Here is a 23,330-nt window from a genome sequence, read left to right as displayed (position 1 = left end):
ATTCGACAGGATGACGGCTGATACGACTCCTGGTATGATTCAGGCCGGGGCAGGCCCATTTATGAGAGCGAGTTCCGGTGCGTTGAGGCCGTTCTCCCGGCAAGGCTTAATCCCCTGCTTGAAATAGGCGTAGGCACTGGGAGGTTCGTCGCCATGCGCTTTTCCGGCGCTTTCGGGCTCGACCCGGCGCCTGGGGCGCTGAAATTCGCCATGACGAGGGGGATCAGGTGCGTGTGCGGGGCAGGGGAATCCCTTCCGTTCAGGGATGGTATCTTCAATGCGGTCCTCATGGTCGTAACTCTCTGCTTTGTCCGGGAGCCGCAGGCCGTTTTTGATGAGGCCGCCCGCGTCCTGGCATCCGGCGGGAGCGCCGTAGCGGGGTTCATTCCGCGCGGCTCGCCGTGGGGCGAGCTTTACGAAAAAAAGAAGCGCGAAGGGAGTCCCTTTTACAGTGGCGCGAGATTCCTGTCCCTGCCGGATATCGAAAGGTCAGCGAACGCCGCGGGTTTTCGTGTCGCTTCGATTTCGAGCACGCTTTTTCAGGCCCCATCCGGCCCTGCCCGCTTAGAAGAGCCAGTTTCCTTTTATGACGAGAAGGCCGGGTTTGTGTCTGTGAGGCTTGAAAAGGGATAAGGACAGATTCAAGGATGCGACAACTGGCAACAGCCCCTTCTCTTGCCCCGACCAGATTGAACAAGGATTTGCGGAGTTTTCCAAGCCCTTTTCCGAAATCGAGAAAGGGGGGAGTAAAAAGCGGAGCATATATGACAATCTGGGCATTTTTTCCCGTAACTACCCGGGGTCGGGGAAAAGATCAATTTCAATGGAAGCTCTGATTAATTCGCAACCGCATGTCATTCTGAGCGTAGCGAAGGATCTCGTAATTGAAAAATCAGCAAGTTACTATAGGTTCTTATCTCGCCTGGGGCTCGACCTTTCGGGCTGCCTCGCCAAAAGGCTCGGCATTCAATTTTTGCTGTCCTGCAAAAATTGAATGCCGCTTACGCTCCCTCAGAATGACAGCTGCCGACTTTTCCCCCAGCTTATAAAGCCGAAAAAGACATCTCATCCCGGCAAACGGCTTTGGCCTTCGCTATTTGACGCCGCGGGCAACCATGAGATATTATTTAATCGGCTCTTGTGTATCCGCCAACGGGGAGATTTAGCGCCATGACGCGACTATTTGCGATTTCAGCATTGCTTTTATTTACCGCATCGCATTCTTTCGCCGATTTTAAAAGCTGCTTTGAAGCGTATTCGGAAGATGATTTCGACATTGCTTTCAAGGAGTGCAAAATTCCGGCAGAGCAGGGGCATGCCCAGGCCCAGGCCATTCTCGGGTCTTTGTACGAGCACGGCGAGGGAGTGGAAAGGGATTACGCGAAGGCGATAAGGTGGTACACAAAAGCCGCGGAGCAGGGTAACTCCTTCGCTCAAAACAGCCTGGGGCACATGTTGTACAGCCGCGGCAAGGGGCCGGGGGACTACGCCGAAGCGATAAAGTGGTACACAAGGGCGGCGGAGCAGGGAAATGTGGACGCCCAGGCCCAGCTCGGGTATATTTACGGGGCCGGCAAGGGAGTGCCGCGGAACTATTCCGAATCGCTGAAATGGAGCACGAAGGCGGCAAGGCAGGGCTCTGATGCCGCCCAGTATAACCTGGGCCTCATGTATTTCGAGGGCAAGGGAATGCCGAGGGACTATTCCGAGGCGCTAAAATGGTACACGCGGGCGGCGGAGCAGGGGAACGCGTCCGCTCAGAATAACCTCGGGGCCATGTATCACAACGGGCGCGGCGTGCCAAAGGATTACGTTGCGGCTTACAAGTGGTATCATCTTTCGGCGGCACAGGGATATGAGATAGCAAGAAAGAACCTCAAGGAGCTTGAAATAATAATGACGCCTGCCCAGATTGCAAGAGGGCAAAAGCTCTCAAGGGAATTCAAGCCCAGGCCGCCCAGGTAATGCCGCGCGCCCCGGTTTTCCGCTGGCGTCCACTTTCCGGGCCTTTGTTCCTGGCAGGCGCCGGGGTCCGGGACCCATTCGCACCCGCCAGATTGAAAAGAGGGATTACGGTTTTTCAAACCGTAATCCCTCTTTTTTTACTGAACCACTACCCTCTGAAGGGCAGGCTTAAAGTCCTGGCCGGATGAAAGCCCGACTGAGGGTCCAATCATTGAGCTTCGGCTTGTTGCCCCCTCACCCTGCCCTCTCCCGCAAGGGGAGAGGGGGCTCTATAATTATCCCTCTAGCCTGATTGAATTATGGAAGGGGATGTTTTTAGCCACTCAACACGCACCGGAAGTTTTCGCCTGAAGGCGAGGGGTTTAGATACCATTGTGAGGCATCAATGCGGCGCGCTCAGGCGAAGGACGGGGCAGGCTTCTTTCGTTTTCTAGGCTTGGCCGGGGCGGGGAAGAGGCTCGTGTACCTGTGGTAGAGCTCGAAGAGGAACGCGACCCGTTCCGCGTCGGATGAGAAGGCCTTCTTCCCGTAGGCCGCGTCAACGGCCCTGTCAAGGGCCTGGTGCGCGCGCCTCAAATCAGGCGGCATGGCTATGGGGTCGTAGAGGTCCGCGAGCGAGGCCTCGGGGTGCGCGGAGCGCGCGTCGAGCACCGCTTGCGCGGCGGCCTCTATTGCCGCCTTCTGTTTTTCGGTGGGCGCGTCAGGCCAGGGGAAGTTGTTGTAGACGATGATGATTGAATACTGGTAATCACTTTTCAACCTGCCGCTTGTATATCGTACCCATGCCATGTGCATTAAAGAATGTAATACGCCGAAATGATACATTGTTGCAGGTTCAACTATCCTCAGCTTGTTTCCACAAAGAACGGATTTATCTAGAAACGCAATTGGTATATAAGGGCGGCGTTCTGATGAAACTTCCGGTAACGCAAGATAACGTCCGTTTGGAATACATTCCGTGTGGAATCGAGTAGGCATATCGGCAATCATTCGAGTTGGTGCGCTTACGCTATTGCGCCGGAACGAAGCGACTGCCTCAACACGCTTCATTACCTCAGGCATTTTTTTCAAGTCCTGAGGAGGGCAATCACCCAACCAGAGATACCAACGTTCAATATTATTAATAAATTCCTCGCCGCCCAGCCAGAGTTTAAACCATTGCGCAGACATTGGCTCTCTTTTGATGAAGTCGGCTTTTTCCTCGGGCGTGAATAAAAAATTGCCATCGTCGATTGGTTTGTTGCCGCTGCGCATGATTGGAACATCGCAGAGAGGCAAGTTTCGGCGTTGCAATACTACGTCTGGCGCGTTTGCTATATATGGATTAATGTTGTCCGCCACCACTGCATGCGCATCGCCCCTGATGTCTTCATAATCGTAAATGACCTTTCGTGCGGTGTCGTGCAGGGCAAATCCGATTATCACGCAATGCACCGCGGCCTTGCCTCGCGCCTCGTTGCTCCATTGAAAGGTGCGGTGGGCGAAGTGTATCTTTACCCCGCGCCTCAGGAGCTCGGTCCACAGCACGCCGACCTGCTCGCCCTGTGTGATGGAGTTCGTCGAGACAAAGGCGGCCATCACCCTCTCCCTTGGCGGCTTCTGGGCTCCTGGCATCGCTTCCAAGGCTTTGTCGATCTTTTCGTCTCCCCTGATATATTTCGCCGCCTTCAGATACCATGCGGAGACATAATCGAGGACGCCAGCTCCTTTTATGCCGTTGAAAACATGTTCCATGTCCGCCCGCTGTGAAGCGTTCTGAAATTTAGAGCCCACAAACGGCGGGTTGCCGAGTATGTAGTCCACCTGCTCCGCGGATATTACCTCGTTCCAGTCCATGCGGAGGGCGTTGCCGCAAACGATTTTCGCGGAGTCGATGAGCGGAAGGCGGCGGAAGTACTGCCCGAACTCCTCTGAAACCTTCATGTTCATCTGGTGGTCGGTGAGCCATAGCGCGACCTGGGCTATCTGGGCCGGGAACTCCTCTATCTCTATTCCGTGGAACTGGCTTACGCTCGCCTGAACGAGCTGGAAGATGTCGAGGTGCCTCTGGCCGGTCGCGCGCGCGGCGCGGAGTATCTCAAGCTCAAGCTCCCTCAGCTCCCTGTAGGCGATGACGAGGAAGTTGCCGCACCCGCAGGCCGGGTCGAGGAACTTGAGCCTTTCTATCTTCTTCAGCAGCTCGAAAAGCCTGCTGGTGCTCCGCTTCGCGGACTCGAACTCGGCCCGAAGGCCGTCGAGGAAGAGCGGGTTTATGAGCTTCAGGATGTTCTCCTCGCTCGTGTAGTGCGCGCCGAGGTTGCGGCGGCGGGAAGAGCCCTCCTCGTCCATCACGCACTGGAAGAGCGCGCCGAAGATGGCCGGGGAAATCTTGCCCCAGTCGAGCGCGCAGCAGTCGAGCAGGAGGCCGCGCATCGCGGCGTCGCAGGCCGGGATGGGCAGGGCCTCCTCGAAGAGCTTGCCGTTCACATACGGGAAGGCGGCAAGCCCCTCGTCGAGGTTCGTCTGGCGGCTGCTTTCAGGGGTGTTCAGCACCTGGAAAAGATGCATGAGCCTGGGGCCGAGGTCGGAGCCGTCCTCGCGCGTGCTGTTCTCTAGGAAATCGCGGAACGAGCCGCGCTCGAAAAGCGAGGTGTCCTCGGCGAAAAGGCAGAAGAGGAGGCGGACAAGGAGCACCTCGAGGGCGTGCCCCCTGTAACCGGCTGAGCGGAGGCGATCGTGGAGCCTGCCCATGCGCTCGGCGGCCTTTATATTGACCGGGTCCTGCGCGGTTATCCGCTGCGTGGTATACCCGGCGATAAACCCGAAAAGCCTGATGTTCCGGTAGAGGTCTTTAAGGGGGAACTCGTCTTCGCTTCCGGCGTCGAGGTCGTAGAGTCGGATGCGCGCGAAGTCCGAGACGATGACATAGCGGGGGAGGTCGCGCTCGGCAAGCCCCTCGAAATACTCAAGGGCCTGCTCGTAGGCCGAGTCGAGGTCGCGGCCCAGGGACTTGTGCTCGGCTATGAGCATGCCGCGCCAGAATAGGTCTATGAAGCCGCCCTTGCCGCCTTTTGCCTCGAACCTAGTGCGCGCCATGCGCACCGGCTCCTCGAAGCTCGCGAGCCGCCTTCGCGTTACGCCGAAGACGTTGAAAAACTCGTTCCAGAAGGTCTGCGCCTCGGCCTTTTCCGAGCGCTCGCCCGTCCACTCGCGCGAAAATGCGAGAGCCCGGTCTTTAATCTCGTTCAGGGATAACGGCATGGGGCGTAATGTAACACGGAATGAAGGCGTTTTGAAGAGAATAGGAAGGGCGGCTTCAGGGCAACATTTGAACTTTTTTCCCCGGACTTTGGGTAGTTACGGGAATAAAAAACCGCACATCGTTTTTTTCTCCCTCCACCTTGACGGGGGAGGGCAGGGGTGGGGGTGAGAAAGAGTTTCACCCTCCCCTCCATCCCCTCCCATCAAGGGAGGGGAAATTTATAATTTCCTCTCCCTTCGCGGGAGAGGGGACAAGAGGGGGCAACAGCCGAAGCTAATGGTTTGACTCCCGGTCGGCCTTTTCAGCCTTGAACCTGCCGCTTCCCGGGCGGTAGCGGTTCAGTTCAGTTTTCTGTCATTCTGTGCGAGATTCTCCGCCCGATCAGAATGACAACGCTTAAAAGCCGGCCCTGCGGCTACTCCAGAAGGCCTATCTGTTTCATGAAGGCCTTGTTGTCCCAGAATAGCCACTCCTCCACCATCACGCCGTCCTTCCAGCGCCCGATCGTGGCCATCGTCAGCCTGAAGGATTTGCCGGTCGGCTGGATCGTCTGGCCGTTCCCGGCGGGCATGGGCTTCGAGAAGGTCCCCTCCATGATGCCCATCACCGCCGTCCATTCGCCCTGGGCTATCCTTATGGGGTGCTCCTTTATGTGTGTGTCCGGCGCGTATACGAACATCTCCTTGAGGTCCTTTATGTGCACGCCGAGGCCCCTGGTCTCGCGTCCGTCGGGCCAGTGCACGACTATGTCGTTATCGTGGCTCCTCTTGAACTGGTCCCATTTCTGGCCCGAAAAGACGTTGTAATCCAGGTCGTCGAACTTCGAAAGGTTCTCTTCTTCTATCTCTTCGATATTGAACTTCCTTGCTTCCATATCGCACCTCCCCGGCCGCATGCGTGAAGGCCGCGGCCAAAACGATTATTGTGGTCCTCTTTTAAGTATCACAGGGCCGCTGTCGATGGTCAAGAAGAGGGAAGCTTCCGCCGCATCCTGGCCTGTATTAAAGAGGAACAAGCCCTGCAGGGAAAAGGAGGCATTTTGTTTTTCATGTGTTGATATAAATCATTTTGTTTTCAGCGCGCCCTGTTAAAATCGGAGCTGTCTTCTGGCTCTGTCCTTTTGGGAGAGAAGGACTTTAGTAGAAGACGCGCCAGAGCCGGTCCCCAGGGACAGGCCACCCTGCCATCCGGTGTAGGAAAAAAACAGAAAAAGTCACGGAGGTGTTCCGTAATGGGCGCGCGAAACTGAGTTTCGCGCCTGCCAGGCTATAGTTGCGCCTGAAAAGGGGCACGCAGAGGGTTTACGGGGCACATGGGACGCCATGCCCCCGCGCAATCCCTTGAGCGGCCATCAAGATAAGGAGAAGGGAACGATAATGACCAAGATGTCGGCAAGAAACATGTTCATCGTGGCGACTGTCGTAGTGACGGCTGTATTCCTATACCTCACCTACCTGTCCCACGTGGCCTTCACCGCCATGACGAACCCCGAGGACATCACCCCCCAGGTGGCGCACGGCAAGGAGGTCTGGGAAAAGCACGCGTGCATAAACTGCCACACGCTACTCGGGGAGGGGGCCTATTACGCGCCCGAGCTCGGAAACGTGATCGATAGGCGCGGCGAGGCGTTCCTCCGCACGGTCCTTGAGACCACTGCAGTCGAGGGCTGGGGCGGGACGAGGAGGATGCCGCGCTTCGACCTTTCAGAGTCGGACATTGACGCGCTTGTCGAGTTCTTCAAATGGATGAACCGGGTTGACACGCACAACTGGCCCCCGAACAAGGAAGGCTGACACCGGGCGGATTCGGAAAGCCGGGCAGGAAAAACGACAAACAGGAGACGAGTTGATGAAATACCAGTACGAATCGCAACGGCTCAGCTACCCTTACTTCGTAGCCGCCATGCTGCTCTTCGGCGCCCAGATTATCTTCGGGCTCCTTATCGGCGCGCAGTACCTCTGGCCGGACCTTCTCTTCCCGGCCATCCCTTTCAACATCGGCAGGATGATACACATTAACCTGCTTATAGTTTGGCTCATATTCGGCTTCATGGGCGCGGCCTATTACCTCTTGCCCGAGGAGGTCGAGGGCGAGATATATAGCCCTAAACTGGCGATGGTACAGTTCTGGCTTTTTCTCGCGGGCGGCGCTGCCGCAATAGTCGGCTATCTCTTCAGGTGGCACGACGGCAGGGAGTTCCTTGAGCAGCCTACCATCATAAAGATAGGCATAGTCATAGTGGTCCTGATGTTCATCTACAACATGATAATGACCATGATAAAGGGGAGGCGCAGGACCAGCATCTCGATAGTGCTTCTCATAGGCTTCCTCGGGCTCGCGGTCTTCTATCTATTCGCGTTCTACAAGCCCGCTAACATGACCGTGGACAAGTACTACTGGTGGTGGGTGGTCCATCTCTGGGTCGAGGGAGTGTGGGAGCTTATCATGGCCGCTTTCCTCTCGTTCCTCTTGATAAAGCTCACGGGCATAGACCGCGAGGTCGCCGAGAAGTGGCTATATGTCATTGTCGGGCTCACCTTCCTTACCGGCATCATAGGCACCGGCCACCATTATTACTGGATAGGCACCCCGGCTTTCTGGCAGACCTGGGGCGCGTGGTTTTCAGCAATAGAGGTGCTGCCCTTCGCCGCTATGGTGGCCTTCAGCTTCAAGATGGTCAGCAAGCGCGCACGCCAGCACCCGAACCGCGCGGCCGTCCTCTGGACAGTCGGCGCCGCGGTGCTGAGCTTTCTCGGCGCCGGGGTATGGGGCTTTATGCACACGCTCCCGTCGGTCAACTTCTACACGCACGGCACCCAGATAACCGCGAGCCACGGCCACCTCGCCTTCTACGGCGCATACGCCGTAATAGTCCTCGCGATGGCGAGCTACGCGGTCCCGAACCTGAGGAAGTCCAGCGGCATAATCACCCACCAGAAGCAGGAAGTATTCGCCTTCTGGACCATGGCCGTCTCGATGGTCTTCATAGCGCTTGCGCTTACCGGGGCGGGGATTGTCCAGGTGTACCTCCAGAGGGTGCTCGGCATCTCCTATATGGAGACGCAGGCGTACATGGGCCTCTTCTACGGCATCAGGCTCTTCTTCGGGGTGACCTTCGCCATAGGGCTCGTGGTTTACCTCTACGACTTCTTCTTCCCGGGAAGGTCCAAGTCCCTTAACGTGGCATAAGCGGGAGCAGGAAATGGGCAATTCAGACGCGAAGGAGGCGCAGGCCGAGGCCTGCGCCTCCTCTACCAAAGAGCCTTACTACAGGCCACTGGGCCGTGAAATAGAGATATTCGAGGCCGCATACAAATCGAGGATGGCCGTGCTTCTCAAAGGGCCGACCGGGTGCGGGAAGACCCGTTTCGTCTCGCACATGGCATGGAGGCTCGGGCTTCCGGTCCATACCGTAGCCTGCCATGACGACCTCACGAGCTCGGACCTCGTCGGGCGCTACCTCATAAAGGGGCGCGAGACAATATGGATGGACGGCCCGCTTACCACCGCCGTCCGGGGCGGCGGCATATGCTACCTTGACGAGGTGGTGGAGGCCCGGAAGGACACTACCGTAATACTCCATCCCCTTTCGGACGACAGGCGCATCCTTTCGGTCGAAAAGACCGGCGAGGAGCTCCATGCGCCGGACAGTTTCATGCTGGTCATATCCTACAACCCCGGATACCAGCACATACTGAAGGACCTGAAGCCGTCCACGCGCCAGAGGTTCATCTCACTCGAATTCGATTACCCGCCCGAGGACGTCGAATCGGAGATAGTCGCAAGGGAGGGCGGGCTCGACGCGGACCTTGCAGGCAGGCTCGTCCGCGCCGGGCGGAGGATGAGGAAGCTCGTGGACTCGGGTCTCGAATCGCCTCCCGGCACCAGGCTTCTGGTTCACGCGGCGGCCCTCATAAACAAGGGGCTTTCGCCTGGGGAGGCCTTTGAGGCGGCGGTCGTAAGGCCTGTAACCGACGACCCTGAGCTGCACAAGGCCATGATGGACATACTCAACGCCTCATTCTAACGCGCTGGAAACAGGGCTTTTATGGAACATCTGATCGGAAAAGGCGTGGACAAGGCCATCCAGCTAATCCACCGTAAGCGCATGGAGGCCTGGAAGGGCGAGGGCGCGCCTTTTGGAATGGAGGGCAATTGCCGGAGGTTTTCGGCTGTCGCGTCGATTATAGCCGGGCGCGAAATCGAGGTCTCGCACATAAGGGGAGACACGCCCCCTCGGCCCTATTGGCCGGTCCTCTATAAAATGGCGCACCCGGCCCTTCTCCCAGAGCACGGGTTCGGCTGGAGCGATGGCGAGACGCATTTTTTTCCGGTCTCGATAGTCGAGATGCCGGACGAGGCTGCGAGGGAAGGGGTGGCAAGGGCGCTACTCTTCTTCCTTTCCTTTCAGGCGAGCCGTGGCACGCTCGCCGTCGCATTCGAAAACCGCTCCATGCTCGCGTCCGACCGCCTCACTGCCGACCTTTTCTGGATTGTCGAGAACGCGAGGCTTTGCCGTGAGATATTCGCCGAGTATCCTGGAGTATTGAGGGAATGGAACGCGCTGGCGGGCCATCTCCTTGAAAGAAGGCCTCCGGCCAGGCACCTTAACAAGGCCGAGGAAAAGGTTGAGGAGTTCCTTAAAGAGGCGCTCGAATCGACCTTCCGGGGCGCAGGCGGCCTTTTCAATTCCAGGAGCGCCGGGGAGAGCCTCCGGCTCGCGGCCGGGATAAAAGGAAAATGGAATGCCGAAGGGATAAAGACGTCGCAATACAGGGCTATAGTCCCTTTTTTCCCCTGGGGGAAGCTCATTACCGAGAGGATTAAACACGGCGGCGCGGCTTCTTTTCAGGCTGGTAATATTGCGAGCGCCGCCCCGGCCCCGGCAGGCGACGAGAAGGCCCCTGAAAAGGAAGGGCCGCGGAAGGGCTCAAGGTACGCGGCCCGGACCGAAAAGGTCGACGAGAAGGAGAACGAGAACGGCCTTACGCTCAATATCTACGACAAGATAATCACCTGGGCCGAGTTCGTGAACGTCAAAAGGCCCTTTGACGACGACCCTGAGGACGACCCCGGTAAAAAGGCCGACGAGTGCGAGGAGCTCTCAACCGCTTCCCTTGAAAGGACTACGGCAAACACCTTTAACGCCGAGCTTGAAAAAGCCGGCGCATACGCCGGGGCCGAGGAGCAGGAAGCCGACCCCGTGGAAGAGTCTTTTTTCTACCCTGAATGGGACTACAAGAGGCGCGCCTACAGGCCCGATTACTCCCGCCTCGTGGAAGCCCCTGCCGAAGGAGAGGACGCGGGCTTCTCGGAAAGGGTGCTTTGCGAAAAGCGCGGGCTTATAAGGCAGGTGACGAGGAGCTTCGAGATGGTGTCACCTTCCGCAAGGCTCCTGGGACGCCAGGCCGAGGGGACGTCAATCGACCTCAACGCGGCCGTGGACGCGATGGCAGACCTCGAGGCGGGGCACACGCCCGACGAGAGGCTTTATTCCGCGTACGTAAAGACCGAGCGCGATATATCGGCTCTCTTTCTCGTGGATTTGAGCATGTCGACAGACGGATGGGCCGGAGGCTCAAAGATAATAGACCATGAAAAGGAATCGCTCGTCATACTCTGCGAGGCGATGAAGAAGCTGCGCGACAGGTACGCGATTTACGGCTTTTCGGGTAAATCCAGGAAGGGCTGCCGTTTCTTCCGCGTAAAGGGCTTCAAGGAAAGCTATGGAGAGACTGTGAAAAAGAGGATAGGCGGGCTCATACCCTATTCATATACACGGATGGGGGCGGCCGTAAGGCACGCGACCGCGATACTCGCAACCGAGAGGGCCCGGACAAAGCTCCTTTTTATCCTCTCCGACGGCAAGCCGAACGACGTGGACGTATACGAAGGGAGGTACGGCCTAGAGGATACGAGGATGGCGATAAAGGAGGCTGAGAGAGAGGGGATAACCCCCTTCTGCCTTACCGTGGACACGGGCGCTTCCGACTACCTGCCGGGGGTCTTCGGGCGCGGGAACTATGCGGTCCTCCCCGGTGTTGACATGCTCGCAAAGAAGCTCCCGGAGCTGTACGCAAGGATAATCCATAAGCTCTGACCGGAACCTGCTGACAAAAGACCGCGCCCGGGTGTCCTTAGCGAAAGACACCCGTGCCGTCTTCATTTTCAAATCCTATCTCCTCGCGAAGGTCTTGCAGATCGCCTCGCCCCCGTTGGTCGCGACATTTATGCCCTCAGCGTAGCACTCAAGGTCGGTGTTGAACTTGCAATCGTCCATCTTGCAGGCGCCGACGCCGCCGGTCAGGCTCCTTATGCCGCCTTTTTTATGCCTGTAGAAGGTATCGCACCTTGCCGCCTCCGAATTGCCGACGGTTATGGCTATGGCATGGCAGTTCCTGTCGATGTTGTATGCGCAATCGGTAACCTCGCAGGCCTTTACCTTCGGCATATCGGTGCATGATTGTATCGGCTTTGCCATGTGCCCCTCCTTTTTTGTAATGAACCCTATGTATTGAATATAATTCGAAGACTCATTTTGTCAAACCGGGGAGGGCCGCAAGCGGCGCGAGGTGCCAAAAGTCACATAAAAAGAAAAACGCTTGTAGAAGAATGTGATGGGGGCTGGTCAGGAAATGACCCGCAGGGCAGGGGAGACACATGTTTTTTTGGCGCGAAAAGTCCTATGACAGGGAAAGGTGCCTTGCGGACGCCGCAAAGGCGCAGGCCGGGGGAAGGCTTAAAAAGGCCGTCGGCCATTACAGGAGGGTCCTCGAAGCGGACCCCGACGATTACCTCGTGCACGCAAAGATGGCGCCGCTCCTTGCGCGCATCAGGAATTTCGAGGAGGCCTGGATGAGCTTCAAGATAGCCGGTTCAAGATACCTCGCAGCCGGTTTCAGCCAGAAGGCGATAAGCATGTATGCGCAGGCGGCCAAGTTCATGCCGAGGAACCCCGAGGTATGGGAGACGATGGCCAACGTCTATATGATGCAGGGGAGAAGGGCCGAGGCCATGCATACCCTTTTCAACGGGCACCGCTTTTTCAGGAACGGGCCTGAAAGGGGAAAGGCCGTAAGCATGCTGAGAAAGGCCTTTGAACTCGACCCCTGGAATTTCGAGGTCACGATGGAGCTTTCGAAGCTCTTGAGGAAGATAGACCCGGTCGAGTCGACAGGCCTTCTGGAAGGGCTGTCTTCGCGCGTCAAGGGCAGGGAGCTGAGGAAGGTGCGCTCGGCCATGTTCGTTGCAGGGCCGGGGTTTCCAGCGGCTTGGAGGTGGGTTAAAGCCGCGTGGTCGGGTTAGGGGCAGGGAGCTGAGGCAACCTTCAAAATTGATCTTTTCCCCGGATGCGGGAAAATATGTTTTTTTTGAGATTGCCTGAATGTATTTAAAAGCGGAACGGGGCAGCCAAATGGCTGCCCCGTTTTTTTCTTTTGCCAAAACCGGCGGGGGCGAGTGTAAAGTAATCCGACAGTAGCGCGGGCCTCTGAAGCGCTGCGATGAATAAATTCGTACATAAAAAGGAGGAATTAGGCTTGGGACGCGCCCAGGCCTTTTTTTATTTCGTCCCAAAGCATGGCTGGGCAGGGGGATTTGCTCAGTAACTTTCCGATTTATAAAAGTATTCACTCGCTAATATCCCTCTTGAAAGTCGATTCAAGGTGTCCAGATTCTTTACAATTTTGCATGCCGGCTCACGCGTGATTATCCGGATTTTCATTAAAACAGACACTTAGGAACGGACAGGAAGGGTTTGGCAAGGTGTTTGCGAAGGCAGTGGGCCGAGAATGTGCGGAGGTGAAATATGACGATGAAAAAAATCCTTTTCAAAGCTGCCGCGCTTTGGCGCCCACGGCACATTTCCCGCGGACGGCGGACAGCCGTTCTGCTCAGTGTCCTGACCGTTTCAGTATTCGCGTATGCGCTGTCAGGGTCGGCGGCCATGCCCTCGATAAAGGACACATTGGCAAAGCACGCGTCAGGCGAAGACATTGAGGCAGAGAACCGTCGTGAGATTGCCAAGAGCATTGAGGAGATGCGCTACTGGGGCGGCCTGGTCGCGTCGATGAACCCATCGCTTACAAGCTCCGAGGCGGACGAGATCGGCAGCGCCGTCGTCAAATACAGCGGCCAGTACGGGCTTTCGCCAAGGCTCATCGTGGCCGTAATCATGGTCGAATCGAGCGGCAGGGTTTCTGCCGTGAGCCCGAAGGGGGCGAAGGGTCTGATGCAGGTGATGCCGTTCTGGAAAAAAGAGCTGGGCATCGAGGGCACGCTTTTCGATATCGACACGAACATAGGGGCCGGCGCTCATATACTTGCTCATTATATCAACCGCTATGGGTTCGAGGAGGGGATAGCAAGGTATTACCGCGGGACACTTCCGGTGAGCGGGGACGCTTACATCGGGAAGGTGCAAAAGGCGATGGAGTCCATCGGCTGAGCTTGCTCGCGGCTTGAAAGCCAGAGCTGGATTTGACAGGCGTTCATTCTGGCTTATCCTTTTCTGTAGGGGGATTTTCAAACAGAAAAGGAGCGAAACCATGGTGAGATATAAAGTATCGAGGTTCCTTGCAGTCTTCATTCTCGCAGCCGTGCTGAGCGCCTGCGCCGCGACAGAGACGACAAGGACCGCGGGCGAGACGGTGGACGACGCTACGGTAACGTCGCGAGTAAAAGCCAACCTCCTGCAGGACGAGGCTTTGCGGGCGCTCCAGATAGACGTGGACACATACAGGGGCGTTGTCCAGCTGAACGGGTTTGTGAACACTGATGAAGACGCCAGGAGGGCGGCCGAGATAGCAAGGGAAACCCCGGGCGTGGCCTCGGTGCAGAACAACCTGCAAACGCCGCCACCGCCGAGGGGATAGGGTTAAAGGAATGGGGTATAAGTCGGGTTGGCGGTCGTGATTGGATACGTCGCTACATGAATTGGCGCGCGCACAGAGCACCCGTAGTTACTTTTTGCGGACGAAAATAATGAACGGGGGCAACCAGCCGGTTGCCCCCGTTTTTTTGTGCGAGGTTTATGATGTCAGGTTATGCTTCGCCGCACGACCTGCGAGGCTACCTCTGGTGGGCGCCGCTCAGAGTCAGGCGACCTTTTTGGCCTTGATCTCCTTCAGCTCATCGTCTATCCAGGAGAGCCTTGCCACCGCGCCGGGCCAGCCTATGGTTGTTATCGAGAGCAGCGCGGCATGGTATATCTCTTCGTTCGTGAAACCGGCCTTTTTGGCCCTCCGCACATGTGAGTGGACGGCCCCTTCGCTGCCTGCGCCTATGGCTATCCCCAGCTTCACAAGGTGCTGGGTTTTCCTGTCGATGCCGCCGGGCAGGTCTCTGATGGAGTTCCCGAGCGCGTCAAAGCTGTCCCACACCCCCGGGTACCTTTTTATTACATTTTGAAGGAACTCGGGCAGCTCTTTTCTAACGTCTGCTTTCATGTCGCCCTCCTCTGTTTAGAGCAAATTCATATTAAGTATATCCCCACTACTTGGCATGGTCAATCGGACGGGTGCCAGAAGGAATGCCGGGTTGCGCGATGCTGACCAGGCCTGCAGGGGCCGGTAAGGGCGCGCCCAGGGACCCCGCGGATGGCTCAATCCACACGGGGGGAGGGGGGCACTACGAAAATCGATTGTCGGGTTATTCGCTCCGCTGCCCCGACCTACAAGACTATGGCGCCTTGAAAATTAATGGGCGTCGCCTCGGTGCAGAATAACCTGCAAACGCCGCCGGCGCCGAGGGGATAGGGGCAAAGAACGGGAAGGCGCTCAGGTTTCTTTAAAGGTAGATAGAATTAAAACGGGGGCAGCCAATTGGCTGCCCCCGTTTTTTTTGCGAAGAATTTAAGGGGTCGGGTTATCGCTTTCGGTTATTAATTCTATCTCAGAATAATTACATACACTTTCCTGAGAAAAATATTGAAATTATATGAAGGGGTTGACGCGCCTATACTTATCAAATATTGGTGCCGGAGGCGGGGGTCGAACCCGCACGGGGGGATACCCCACGGGATTTTGAGTCCCGCGCGTCTGCCAGTTTCACCACTCCGGCTAAGAGGTCGGATTGAAAGGAAATGCACTTCAGGCAACCTCTAAAAATTGATCTTTTTCCCGGCCTTCCTCGATTGCGGGAAAAATCTCTAATTTTTAGGAAGTTTCCTGCAAAAAAATATCACAGCGCCTGTTTACTGTCAACGCGAATGTCCGGGGCTGTTCCAGCCCCCGGACAACCCCTGTGCGCCCCTATTCTTTAATGATGAAGTAATCCCCCCAACCCCCCCCTTTAGAAAAGGAGGGATATTGCCCTCCCCCTTGACCCCGTCAGAGTGGAGGGCGTATCGGATTTATAATACCGCGCCCTTTGAAAGGTGGGGAACTTTCCTTCACCCCCGCCCGGCCTCCCCCATAAGGGGGAGGGGCAAATCCCCCCAAAACCCCAGTCCTCACCTATTGACTTCAAAACCCGTTTTGATATATTGGCGTGAATGAAAATCGCCGTCATAATCCCGGCCAGGCACGCATCCACCCGCCTGGAAGGAAAGCCCCTTGCCGACCTGAACGGAAAGCCGATGGTCTGGCGGGTATACGAGAGGGCAATGGCGGCGGGCCTCCCTGATGAAGTCTTGGTCGCTACCGACGACGAGAGAATATTCGATGCGGTCACGAACCTGGGCGGCAGGGCTGTAATGACCTCGGCCTCGCACGCATCCGGCACGGACAGGGTTGCAGAGGCCGCGCTGTCAACCGACGCCGAAATAATCGTAAACCTCCAGGGCGACGAGCCGCTTATCGACCCCCGCTGCATAGACGCCGCCATCCGCCCCATGCTCGACGACCCCCAGGTCCGCATCTCCACGCTCAAGACAAGGATAACCACGGAAGAAGAGTACCGGAACCCGAACGCGGTCAAGGTGGTGACGGACAGGGACGGGTACGCCCTATATTTTTCCCGGAGCCCCATCCCCGCTGGCCGCACCCTATTCAATGAGCTTCATTCCCCGCCCTTTAAGCACATAGGGCTTTACGTTTACAGGCGGGACGCGCTCTTCGAGTTCACGCGGCTTAAGCCCGCGCCCCTTGAGAATACCGAGATGCTTGAGCAGCTCCGCGCTCTTGAGAACGGGCTCAGGATAAAGGTGGTGGAGGTGGATTATAACCCTATATCGGTAGATACCCCCGAAGACCTGGAGAGGGTGCGGGCGTTAATCTCTACGGGTTGAATTCCCCGCCGCTTGCGGCGCGTTTTGGTTTTGACCCCTCCCCCGTCAAGGGAAAGGGAGGGGAAGTCTTGCAGTTAGTATTTAGCTCCTTTGAGGTGCGTATTTTCAAGCAACCCGGTTTTGCCGGGGGTATATGACAAAATAAATGACGGTAAGCCGTAAAAAGTAGTTCAAATCAGGAGCGGTTTCAGGTTATAGTATCGCTTTAATCCAAATAACTCCCTTCTTTTGCCAATGAGCGAGCACAAAAAACAATCAAAGACAAAATACATTTTCGTTACCGGTGGTGTCGTCTCCTCCCTGGGCAAGGGCCTTGCGAGCGCGTCCATCGGCGCGCTGCTCGAATCGCGCGGCCTCACGATTACGCTGCAGAAGCTCGACCCATATATTAACGTAGACCCCGGCACCATGAGCCCCTTCCAGCACGGAGAGGTCTTCGTGACGGACGACGGCGCTGAGACGGACCTCGACCTCGGCCACTACGAGAGGTTCACGAACGCCCGGCTCTCCCGGAGGAACAACTTCACAACGGGCCAGGTCTACGACTCCATAATACAGAAGGAGAGGCGGGGCGACTACCTCGGCTGCACCGTCCAGGTCGTGCCGCACGTGACCGACGAGATAAAGGGGAAGATACTCGCCATCGGGAACGGCGTCGACATAGCCATAATAGAGATAGGCGGAACCGTGGGCGACATAGAATCGCTGCCCTTCCTCGAGGCCATAAGGCAGCTCCGGTTCGACCTCGGGAAAGAGAACGTCCTTTACGTCCACCTTACGCTCCTTCCTTATATAGCCACGGCCCACGAGGTAAAGACCAAGCCCACACAGCACAGCGTAAACAAGCTCCGCGAGATAGGCATCCAGCCCGACATACTCCTCTGCCGCTCGGACAGGGCGCTTACGCCGGAGCTGAAGGGCAAGATAGCCCTCTTCTGCAACGTCGATAAGGACGCCGTCATCTCAGCCGAAGACGTCAAATGCATCTACGAGGTGCCGCTCGTATTCCACAGCCAGGCGCTTGACGAGAAGATAGTGAAGCTCCTCAATATCTGGACCCGCTCGCCGAAATTGGAGGACTGGGAGGCGCTCGTCAAGAGGGTGGGAAACCCCAAGCACGAGGTCACCATCGGCGTGGTCGGCAAGTACGTTAACCTGCAGGACTCGTACAAGAGCCTCCACGAGGCGCTTATTCACGGCGGCATTGCCGCGAACTGCAAGGTCACGATGCGCTACATAGACTCCGAGGAGATAGAGAAGAAGGGCCCGCAGGCGCTCTTGAAGGGCGTTGACGGCATACTCATCCCCGGCGGCTTCGGCGGCAGGGGGGTCGAGGGGAAGATAGCCTCCATCAAATACGCCCGCGAATCCAGAATGCCCTTTTTCGGCATCTGCCTCGGCATGCAGGTCGCGATCATCGAGATAGCGAGGGGGCTCGCCTCCATGAAATTCGCGAACTCCTCTGAGTTCGACCCTGAGACGCCTTACCCGGTGGTCCATATAATGGAGGCCCAGAGGGCCGTGAACGCAAAGGGCGGCACCATGAGGCTCGGGGCGTATCCCTGCGTCATAAAGAGGGGCACCAGGGCGCACGCGGCCTACGGCTCCACGGAGATAAGCGAGCGCCACAGGCACCGCTTCGAGGTGAACAACTCCTACAGGGCCGAGCTTGAGAAGGCCGGGGTCGAGTTCAGCGGCCTTTCGCCGGACGGCTCGCTCGTCGAGATAATGGAATACAGAAACCACCCCTGGTTCGTGGCCTGCCAGTTCCACCCGGAGTTCAAGAGCAGGCCCATGGAGCCGCACCCTCTTTTCAAGGGCTTCATAAAGGCCGTTCTGTCCGAAAAGCTCCAGGCCGCCAAAGGCGGCAAGGCCCCGCGTAAGGGGAAATCGGCCCCGCGCAAGGCGAATTCGAAAAGACAGGTCCACCTGAATGAAGCGGATAGGTCTTAAGGACTTCGCCATAGGCGAGGGGCTTTTTTTCATCCTCGGCCCCTGCGTGATAGAGAACGAGGCAACTACCCTCCGTACGGCAGAGGCGCTTAAGCGCATAACCGCAGAGCTCAAGGTCCCCTTCGTATTCAAATCGTCCTACGACAAGGCAAACAGGACTTCCGTCTCGTCCTTTCGCGGCCCCGGCATAAAGGAGGGGCTCCGCATATTAGGGAAAGTTGGCAAGGAGTTCAGTGTCCCCATACTCACCGATGTGCATTCCCCCGAGGAGGCGGAAGAGGCAGCCCAGGTCGCGGACATACTCCAGATACCAGCGTTCCTCTGCAGGCAGACCGACCTCATTGTCGCCGCCGCGCGCACCGGGCGCGTCATCAATATAAAGAAGGGCCAGTTCATGTCCCCCAAGGACATGCTCAATCCCGTGAAAAAGGCCCTCTCAGCCGGGAACGACAATATCTTCCTTACCGAGCGAGGCACGAGCTTCGGCTACAACAACCTTGTCGTGGATTTCAGGTCGATACCAATAATGAGGGGCTTCGGATACCCGGTGGTATTCGACGCGACGCATAGCGTGCAGTCTCCCGGAGGCATGGGCGCGTCGTCCGGGGGGGACAGGGCGATGGCCATGCACCTTGCCAGGGCCGCAGCCGCAATCGGCGTGGACGGCTTTTTCTTCGAGGTGCACCCCGAGCCTGACAAGGCCCTCTGCGACGGCCCGAACTCCATAGCCCTGAAGGACGTCTCCGGCCTCCTCAAGGAGGTAGTCGGGATAGACGGGGCGATTGATAAGGCAGCGCTGGCCGCGGGGTAGCAGGCTGCTGAAAAAGTCCATCTGCGTCGAAGGCTACGTCGCTGGCTACGAAGGCGTACACGAAAAGTACGCCAAAGGGTTCCCCTCTTTTCTAAAGAGGGGACAGGGGAGATTATCTTAAGTAAGGCCTGATTAATAGAATGTTGTCATTCTGAGCGCAGCGAAGGATCTCGTATTTAGAAAAACAGCAAGTTAAAAGGTTCTTCGGTCGCTTACGCTCCCTCAGAATGACAGAAAACGGAATTAATCAGCCCTTCCTTAAAGCGGTCCATGTAATCGGCTGAAAACCTGCTTTTTGTCATTTTAAAATACGCTCGCTCCATTACAATGAGTGTCGTGGTCGTAGGGTGCGCTGTGCGCACCATTCATATAATCCCCCTCCGTCCCCTTTAGAAAATGGGGAGATTACGAGTGTGCCCCTCTTTATAAAATAGGGCAGGGGAGATTAAGTTGAATTCCAGTTTTGGAAAACGTAGCAAATCCGGATGCTGACCAAAGACGCCATAGAGACCGCGAAAAGGGTGCTCGCAATAGAGGCCGAGGCCGTGAGGGCGCTTATCGACAGGCTCGATGCGGATTTCGCAAGGGCCGTTGACATCATCTGCGCCGCACCGGGCAAGGTCGTGGTCTGCGGTATGGGCAAGTCCGGCATCATCGGGCAGAAGATAGCCTCGACGCTCGCCTCAACAGGCACGCCGTCCTTTTTCCTCCACCCCGCGGAGGGCGTCCACGGAGACCTCGGGATGCTCATGAAGACCGACGTACTCATAGCCATCTCGAATTCCGGCGAAACCGAAGAGCTTATAAAGATAATACCCATCGTTAAGAGGATGGGCCTCAAGATGATAGCCATGACCGGGCGGAAGGACTCTACGCTTGCCCGCCACGGCGACGCTGTCCTCGACGTGGGCGTGGCCGAGGAGGCCTGCCCTCTCGGGCTTGCGCCCACGGCCTCCACGACCGCCACGCTCGCGATGGGCGACGCGCTCGCCGTTGCCCTCATAGAGAAGAAGGGGTTCAGGGTCGAGGACTTCGCCGGGCTCCACCCTGCGGGAAGCCTCGGGAGGAAGCTCCAGAAGGTCTCCGAGCTCATGCACAGCGGCAGCGCCATGCCTAAAGTCGGCCCCGGCGCGTCGATGAAGGACGCGATATTCGAGATGACCGCGAAGCGCATGGGCCTTACGGGCGTCTTCGAGGGCGAGAGGCTCGCGGGCGTCATAACCGACGGCGATTTAAGGAGGGCGCTTGAGAAGGGCTCGGACATAATGGGCCTTTCAGCCCGAGAGGTGATGCACAGAAACCCCAAGACCATACCGGGCGACTCTCTTGCCGAGGCCGCGCTCCGCATGATGGAAGAGCACTCCATAACCTCGCTCTTCGTCACCGGCGAGGACGGCGCAACCGTCGGCGTCGTCCACATGCACGACCTTTTGAAGGCGGGGGTGGTGTGAGGCGGGCGGCCCGCCTCTTCCCCGCTACGGAGCTAAACCAGGCTGAGCGGAGCATTGTAGCACCATTAGCGGCTGTCATTCTGAGGAGCCGGAGGCGACGACAATTTTTGCAGGACAGCAAAAATTGAATGCCGAGCCTCTTGGCGAGGCAGCCCGAAGGGTCGAGCCCCAGGACGGGGCGAGATAAGAATCTGCTTTTTGATTTGAACGCGCCGGGATTCTTCGGTCGTTTCACTCCCTCAGCAGGCGTAGGGGGCGCTGTGCGCACCATTAATATGATCCCCATTTGGAAAAGGGGGAAACTCCCCCTCTTTTTTAAAGAGGGGACAGGGGAGATTATCCGATGAGTCATTGCGAGGCGCTTAAGCGCCGTGGCAATCTCATGCAAATAAGCGCCTGAGATCGCTTCGGGACATGCGCCCATCGCAGTGACTTAAGATACCGGCAGGTTCTTATTTTTACGTTTTAATCATTTTTTCAAGATTTTTTAACTAAAACGCTTGACAGCATATTCCTGGTGTTGTATAACGTCGTCAAAAATAAGCCAAATTCCGACCAGGCCTCGCCGATTTAGGCGGGGAGTTCCCGAAGTCCAGTCTCAGTCAAGTCTGACAAAGCCGTACCGTAGCGAAGCTGAAGTTGGTGTCAACACGAATGACGAAACTGCAAGCGGCTCCCGAAAAAAAAGAAAACGCAAAAAAAGATAAGCCGGTGCGCCGCGCGCACCGATGGATAGCAAGGCAAGAGTCTCTTAAGTTCTTCGCGCACCGTTGAAGCTGAGCCCAAAGCGCATGCAAGCATGCGTTTATAACGCAGAGTGCAGTACTAACTCACACAGAAGAAGGAGGAAGAGACGGATGAAGAGAATCTTGTTGTCTGTATTTGCGGCTGCGGTGACCGTGGCATGGACGGTTCCCGCGAGTGCTGACGTGACATTTGGCGGGGAGTATAGGGCAAGGGGCGAGTACAGGAATAACCAGCTCTTCGATGACAATGTCGATGACAGCAGGGCCTACATAGGCCAGAGGATCAGGATCACCGCCAACGCCCAGGCGACCGACGACGTTTCCATGAAGTTCACACTCCAGGACACAAGGATACTCGGCGGCTCGGACGCCCTCATCACCGACACCACCGAGAGCCCGGACTTCCACGAGGCATACCTGAACGTCAGCAACATCTTCGACACCCCTGTGAACTTCAGGATAGGCCGCATGGAGCTCGCCTATGGCGACCAGAGGCTCATCGGCAACTTCGCATGGTCGAACAACGGCAGGGCCTTTGACGGCATCAAGCTCAGCTACGCTCAGGAAGGGCTCAATGTAGACATCTTCAGGATGACCCTGACCGAGACCGTAGTCGTTGCCACTAGCGCCAACACCGGCGGCGTGACCCTGACCGGCACCAACGACGACACCACACTGAACGGCATCTATGCCACCCTCGGCCAGATAATCCCGAACAACACCCTTGATGTGTACCTCCTTAACGTCCACAACGGCGGCGGCACATGGGGCGCGGCGATCGGCGATGACGTCTACACCGTAGGCGCCAGGCTCGCGGGCTCTGCCGCAGGCCTCGACTACACCGTCGAGTTCCCCTATCAGTTCGGCGACAACGCGACCGGCAACGACATAAAGGCGTGGGCCCTTGCCGCCAAGGCCGGCTACACCATCCCCGGCGCTCCCATGAACCTCAGGGTGGGTGCGGAGTTTGATTACGCCACCGGCGATGACGATCCGACTGATACTGACGACGAGACGTTCAGGAACCTCTTCCCGACCAACCACGCCCACTTCGGCAACATCGACGACCCGAGCGTGAACACCTGGTCGAACATCCAGGCCTGGAGCCTCAATGTCTCGGCCAATGTCACCGAAAAGCTCAGGGTCTATGCGGCGTACTGGGATTACACCCGTAACGAAGTGGCACCCGGCGCTTCTGACGACCTCGGCAGCTCCATCGACCTCGTGGCCACCTACAAGTACAACAACAACCTGACCATCGAAGCCGGCGCTTCCCGCCTTATGCCCGGCGACATTCAGGCCCCTGCCGGGAGCCCGGACGACGACCAGGACTGGGCATACCTCCAGTTCACCGGCAAGTTCTAATCTGGCAGTCTGAATCAAGCACAACCGAACGGGGCAGGCTTTTTAGCCTGCCCCGTTTTTTTTGTTTCCTACTCCCTTTTTCCTAAAGAGCGGCAGTGGCGTAGGGTGTGTGTGCGCACCATTAATATAATCCCCCTCCGTCCCCCTTTAGAAAAGGGAGAAAATTTCCGGTCCCGCCTTTTCTAAGGTGTAGGTTATGAGGGTCCCCCTCTTTTCTAAAGAGGGAACAGGGGAGATTAAAGAGACCCTTCCCAGTTGCGTACGGTGCGCTGTGCGCACCATTAATATAATCCCCCTCCGTCCCCCTTTAGAAAAGTGGGAGATTCCTGAGCCCGCCTTTTCTAAGGTGTAGGTTATGAGGGTCCCCCTCTTTTCTAAAGAGGGGACAGGGGAGATTAAAGAGACCCTTCCCAGTTGCGTACGGTGCGCTGTGCGCACCATTAATATAATCCCCCTCCGTCCCCCTTTAGGAAAGGGAGAAAATTCCCGGTTCCGCCTTTTCTAAGGTGTTGATTATGAGGGTTCCCCTCTTTTCTAAAGAGGGGGAAAGGGGAGATTAACCGATTGCAGT

At 57.0% G+C, this 23,330-nt stretch carries 18 protein-coding genes and 1 tRNA gene; 14 read left to right on the top strand and 5 right to left on the bottom strand.

Annotation, left to right across the window (positions count from 1 at the left end; genetic code table 11):
* Positions 1–123: 123 nt before the first annotated feature.
* The gene (locus QY316_08825) at positions 124–633 is read left to right on the top strand and encodes a class I SAM-dependent methyltransferase (GenBank protein WKZ34103.1); all 510 of its coding nucleotides are present in this window, start codon (positions 124–126) and stop codon (positions 631–633) included.
* 537 nt (positions 634–1,170) lie between these two features.
* On the top strand, positions 1,171–1,965 hold the full coding sequence (locus tag QY316_08820; protein WKZ32018.1) for a tetratricopeptide repeat protein: 795 nt from the start codon (positions 1,171–1,173) through the stop codon (positions 1,963–1,965).
* Between the two features lie 396 nt (positions 1,966–2,361).
* Here QY316_08820 and QY316_08815 read toward each other — a convergent pair whose 3' ends face one another.
* Together QY316_08815 and QY316_08810 are read right to left on the bottom strand one after the other, a co-directional pair.
* On the bottom strand, positions 2,362–5,205 hold the full coding sequence (locus tag QY316_08815) for an N-6 DNA methylase (GenBank protein WKZ32017.1): 2,844 nt from the start codon (positions 5,203–5,205) through the stop codon (positions 2,362–2,364).
* A 416-nt stretch (positions 5,206–5,621) separates the two neighbouring features.
* The gene (locus QY316_08810; GenBank protein WKZ32016.1) at positions 5,622–6,080 is read right to left on the bottom strand and encodes an ester cyclase; all 459 of its coding nucleotides are present in this window, start codon (positions 6,078–6,080) and stop codon (positions 5,622–5,624) included.
* Between the two features lie 502 nt (positions 6,081–6,582).
* Here QY316_08810 and QY316_08805 point away from each other — a divergent pair.
* Genes QY316_08805 through QY316_08790 form a run of 4 tightly spaced genes read left to right on the top strand, consistent with a single transcriptional unit; the run spans position 6,583 to position 11,306 of the window.
* Positions 6,583–6,999: a cytochrome c gene (locus tag QY316_08805; GenBank protein ID WKZ32015.1), complete on the top strand. Its 417-nt coding sequence runs from the start codon at positions 6,583–6,585 to the stop codon at positions 6,997–6,999.
* A 55-nt stretch (positions 7,000–7,054) separates the two neighbouring features.
* The gene (locus QY316_08800) at positions 7,055–8,395 is read left to right on the top strand and encodes a cbb3-type cytochrome c oxidase subunit I (GenBank protein ID WKZ32014.1); all 1,341 of its coding nucleotides are present in this window, start codon (positions 7,055–7,057) and stop codon (positions 8,393–8,395) included.
* A gap of 13 nt (positions 8,396–8,408) precedes the next feature.
* Positions 8,409–9,233, top strand: coding sequence for a CbbQ/NirQ/NorQ/GpvN family protein (locus tag QY316_08795; GenBank protein ID WKZ32013.1), 825 nt, complete (start codon positions 8,409–8,411; stop codon positions 9,231–9,233).
* A gap of 21 nt (positions 9,234–9,254) precedes the next feature.
* Positions 9,255–11,306 carry a VWA domain-containing protein gene (locus QY316_08790; GenBank protein ID WKZ32012.1) on the top strand — a complete coding sequence of 684 codons (2,052 nt, stop codon included), beginning with the start codon at positions 9,255–9,257 and terminating at the stop codon, positions 11,304–11,306.
* A 75-nt stretch (positions 11,307–11,381) separates the two neighbouring features.
* On the opposite strand, the gene QY316_08785 is transcribed toward QY316_08790, so the two are convergent.
* Entirely contained in the window at positions 11,382–11,687 is a 306-nt protein-coding gene (locus QY316_08785) for a DUF1540 domain-containing protein (protein ID WKZ32011.1), read from the bottom strand.
* A 179-nt stretch (positions 11,688–11,866) separates the two neighbouring features.
* On the opposite strand from QY316_08785, the gene QY316_08780 reads away from it, so the two are divergent.
* From QY316_08780 to QY316_08770, 3 genes are all read left to right on the top strand, one after another.
* Positions 11,867–12,511 carry a hypothetical protein gene (locus tag QY316_08780; protein WKZ32010.1) on the top strand — a complete coding sequence of 215 codons (645 nt, stop codon included), beginning with the start codon at positions 11,867–11,869 and terminating at the stop codon, positions 12,509–12,511.
* Positions 12,512–13,151: 640 nt separating this feature from the next.
* A complete protein-coding gene (locus QY316_08775; GenBank protein WKZ32009.1) occupies positions 13,152–13,652 on the top strand; it encodes a transglycosylase SLT domain-containing protein in 501 nt (166 codons plus the stop codon).
* Between the two features lie 100 nt (positions 13,653–13,752).
* On the top strand, positions 13,753–14,079 hold the full coding sequence (locus tag QY316_08770; GenBank protein ID WKZ32008.1) for a BON domain-containing protein: 327 nt from the start codon (positions 13,753–13,755) through the stop codon (positions 14,077–14,079).
* A 222-nt stretch (positions 14,080–14,301) separates the two neighbouring features.
* Here QY316_08770 and QY316_08765 read toward each other — a convergent pair whose 3' ends face one another.
* On the bottom strand, positions 14,302–14,652 hold the full coding sequence (locus QY316_08765) for a carboxymuconolactone decarboxylase family protein (GenBank protein ID WKZ32007.1): 351 nt from the start codon (positions 14,650–14,652) through the stop codon (positions 14,302–14,304).
* A gap of 525 nt (positions 14,653–15,177) precedes the next feature.
* Positions 15,178–15,265 (bottom strand) — tRNA-Leu (locus tag QY316_08760).
* A gap of 433 nt (positions 15,266–15,698) precedes the next feature.
* Between QY316_08760 and kdsB the strand changes: the two genes are divergently transcribed.
* From kdsB to QY316_08735, 5 genes are all read left to right on the top strand, one after another.
* The gene (kdsB, locus tag QY316_08755) at positions 15,699–16,433 is read left to right on the top strand and encodes a 3-deoxy-manno-octulosonate cytidylyltransferase (protein WKZ32006.1); all 735 of its coding nucleotides are present in this window, start codon (positions 15,699–15,701) and stop codon (positions 16,431–16,433) included.
* A 234-nt stretch (positions 16,434–16,667) separates the two neighbouring features.
* Entirely contained in the window at positions 16,668–18,386 is a 1,719-nt protein-coding gene (locus tag QY316_08750; protein WKZ32005.1) for a CTP synthase, read from the top strand.
* Positions 18,367–19,197, top strand: a complete 831-nt coding sequence (kdsA, locus tag QY316_08745; protein ID WKZ32004.1) for a 3-deoxy-8-phosphooctulonate synthase — start codon at positions 18,367–18,369, stop codon at positions 19,195–19,197. Before QY316_08750 ends, kdsA begins: the two co-directional genes overlap by 20 nt.
* A 485-nt stretch (positions 19,198–19,682) precedes the next feature.
* Positions 19,683–20,648, top strand: a complete 966-nt coding sequence (locus QY316_08740; GenBank protein WKZ32003.1) for a KpsF/GutQ family sugar-phosphate isomerase — start codon at positions 19,683–19,685, stop codon at positions 20,646–20,648.
* An 857-nt stretch (positions 20,649–21,505) separates the two neighbouring features.
* Entirely contained in the window at positions 21,506–22,759 is a 1,254-nt protein-coding gene (locus QY316_08735) for an alginate export family protein (GenBank protein WKZ32002.1), read from the top strand.
* Positions 22,760–23,330: the final 571 nt, after the last annotated feature.

The organism is Thermodesulfobacteriota bacterium (assembly GCA_030583865.1).
Lineage (GTDB): Bacteria > Desulfobacterota > GWC2-55-46 > GWC2-55-46 > GWC2-55-46 > UBA5799.
The sequence above is the reverse complement of the archived record's forward strand: the minus strand, read 5'-3'. Positions and strand labels throughout refer to the sequence as shown.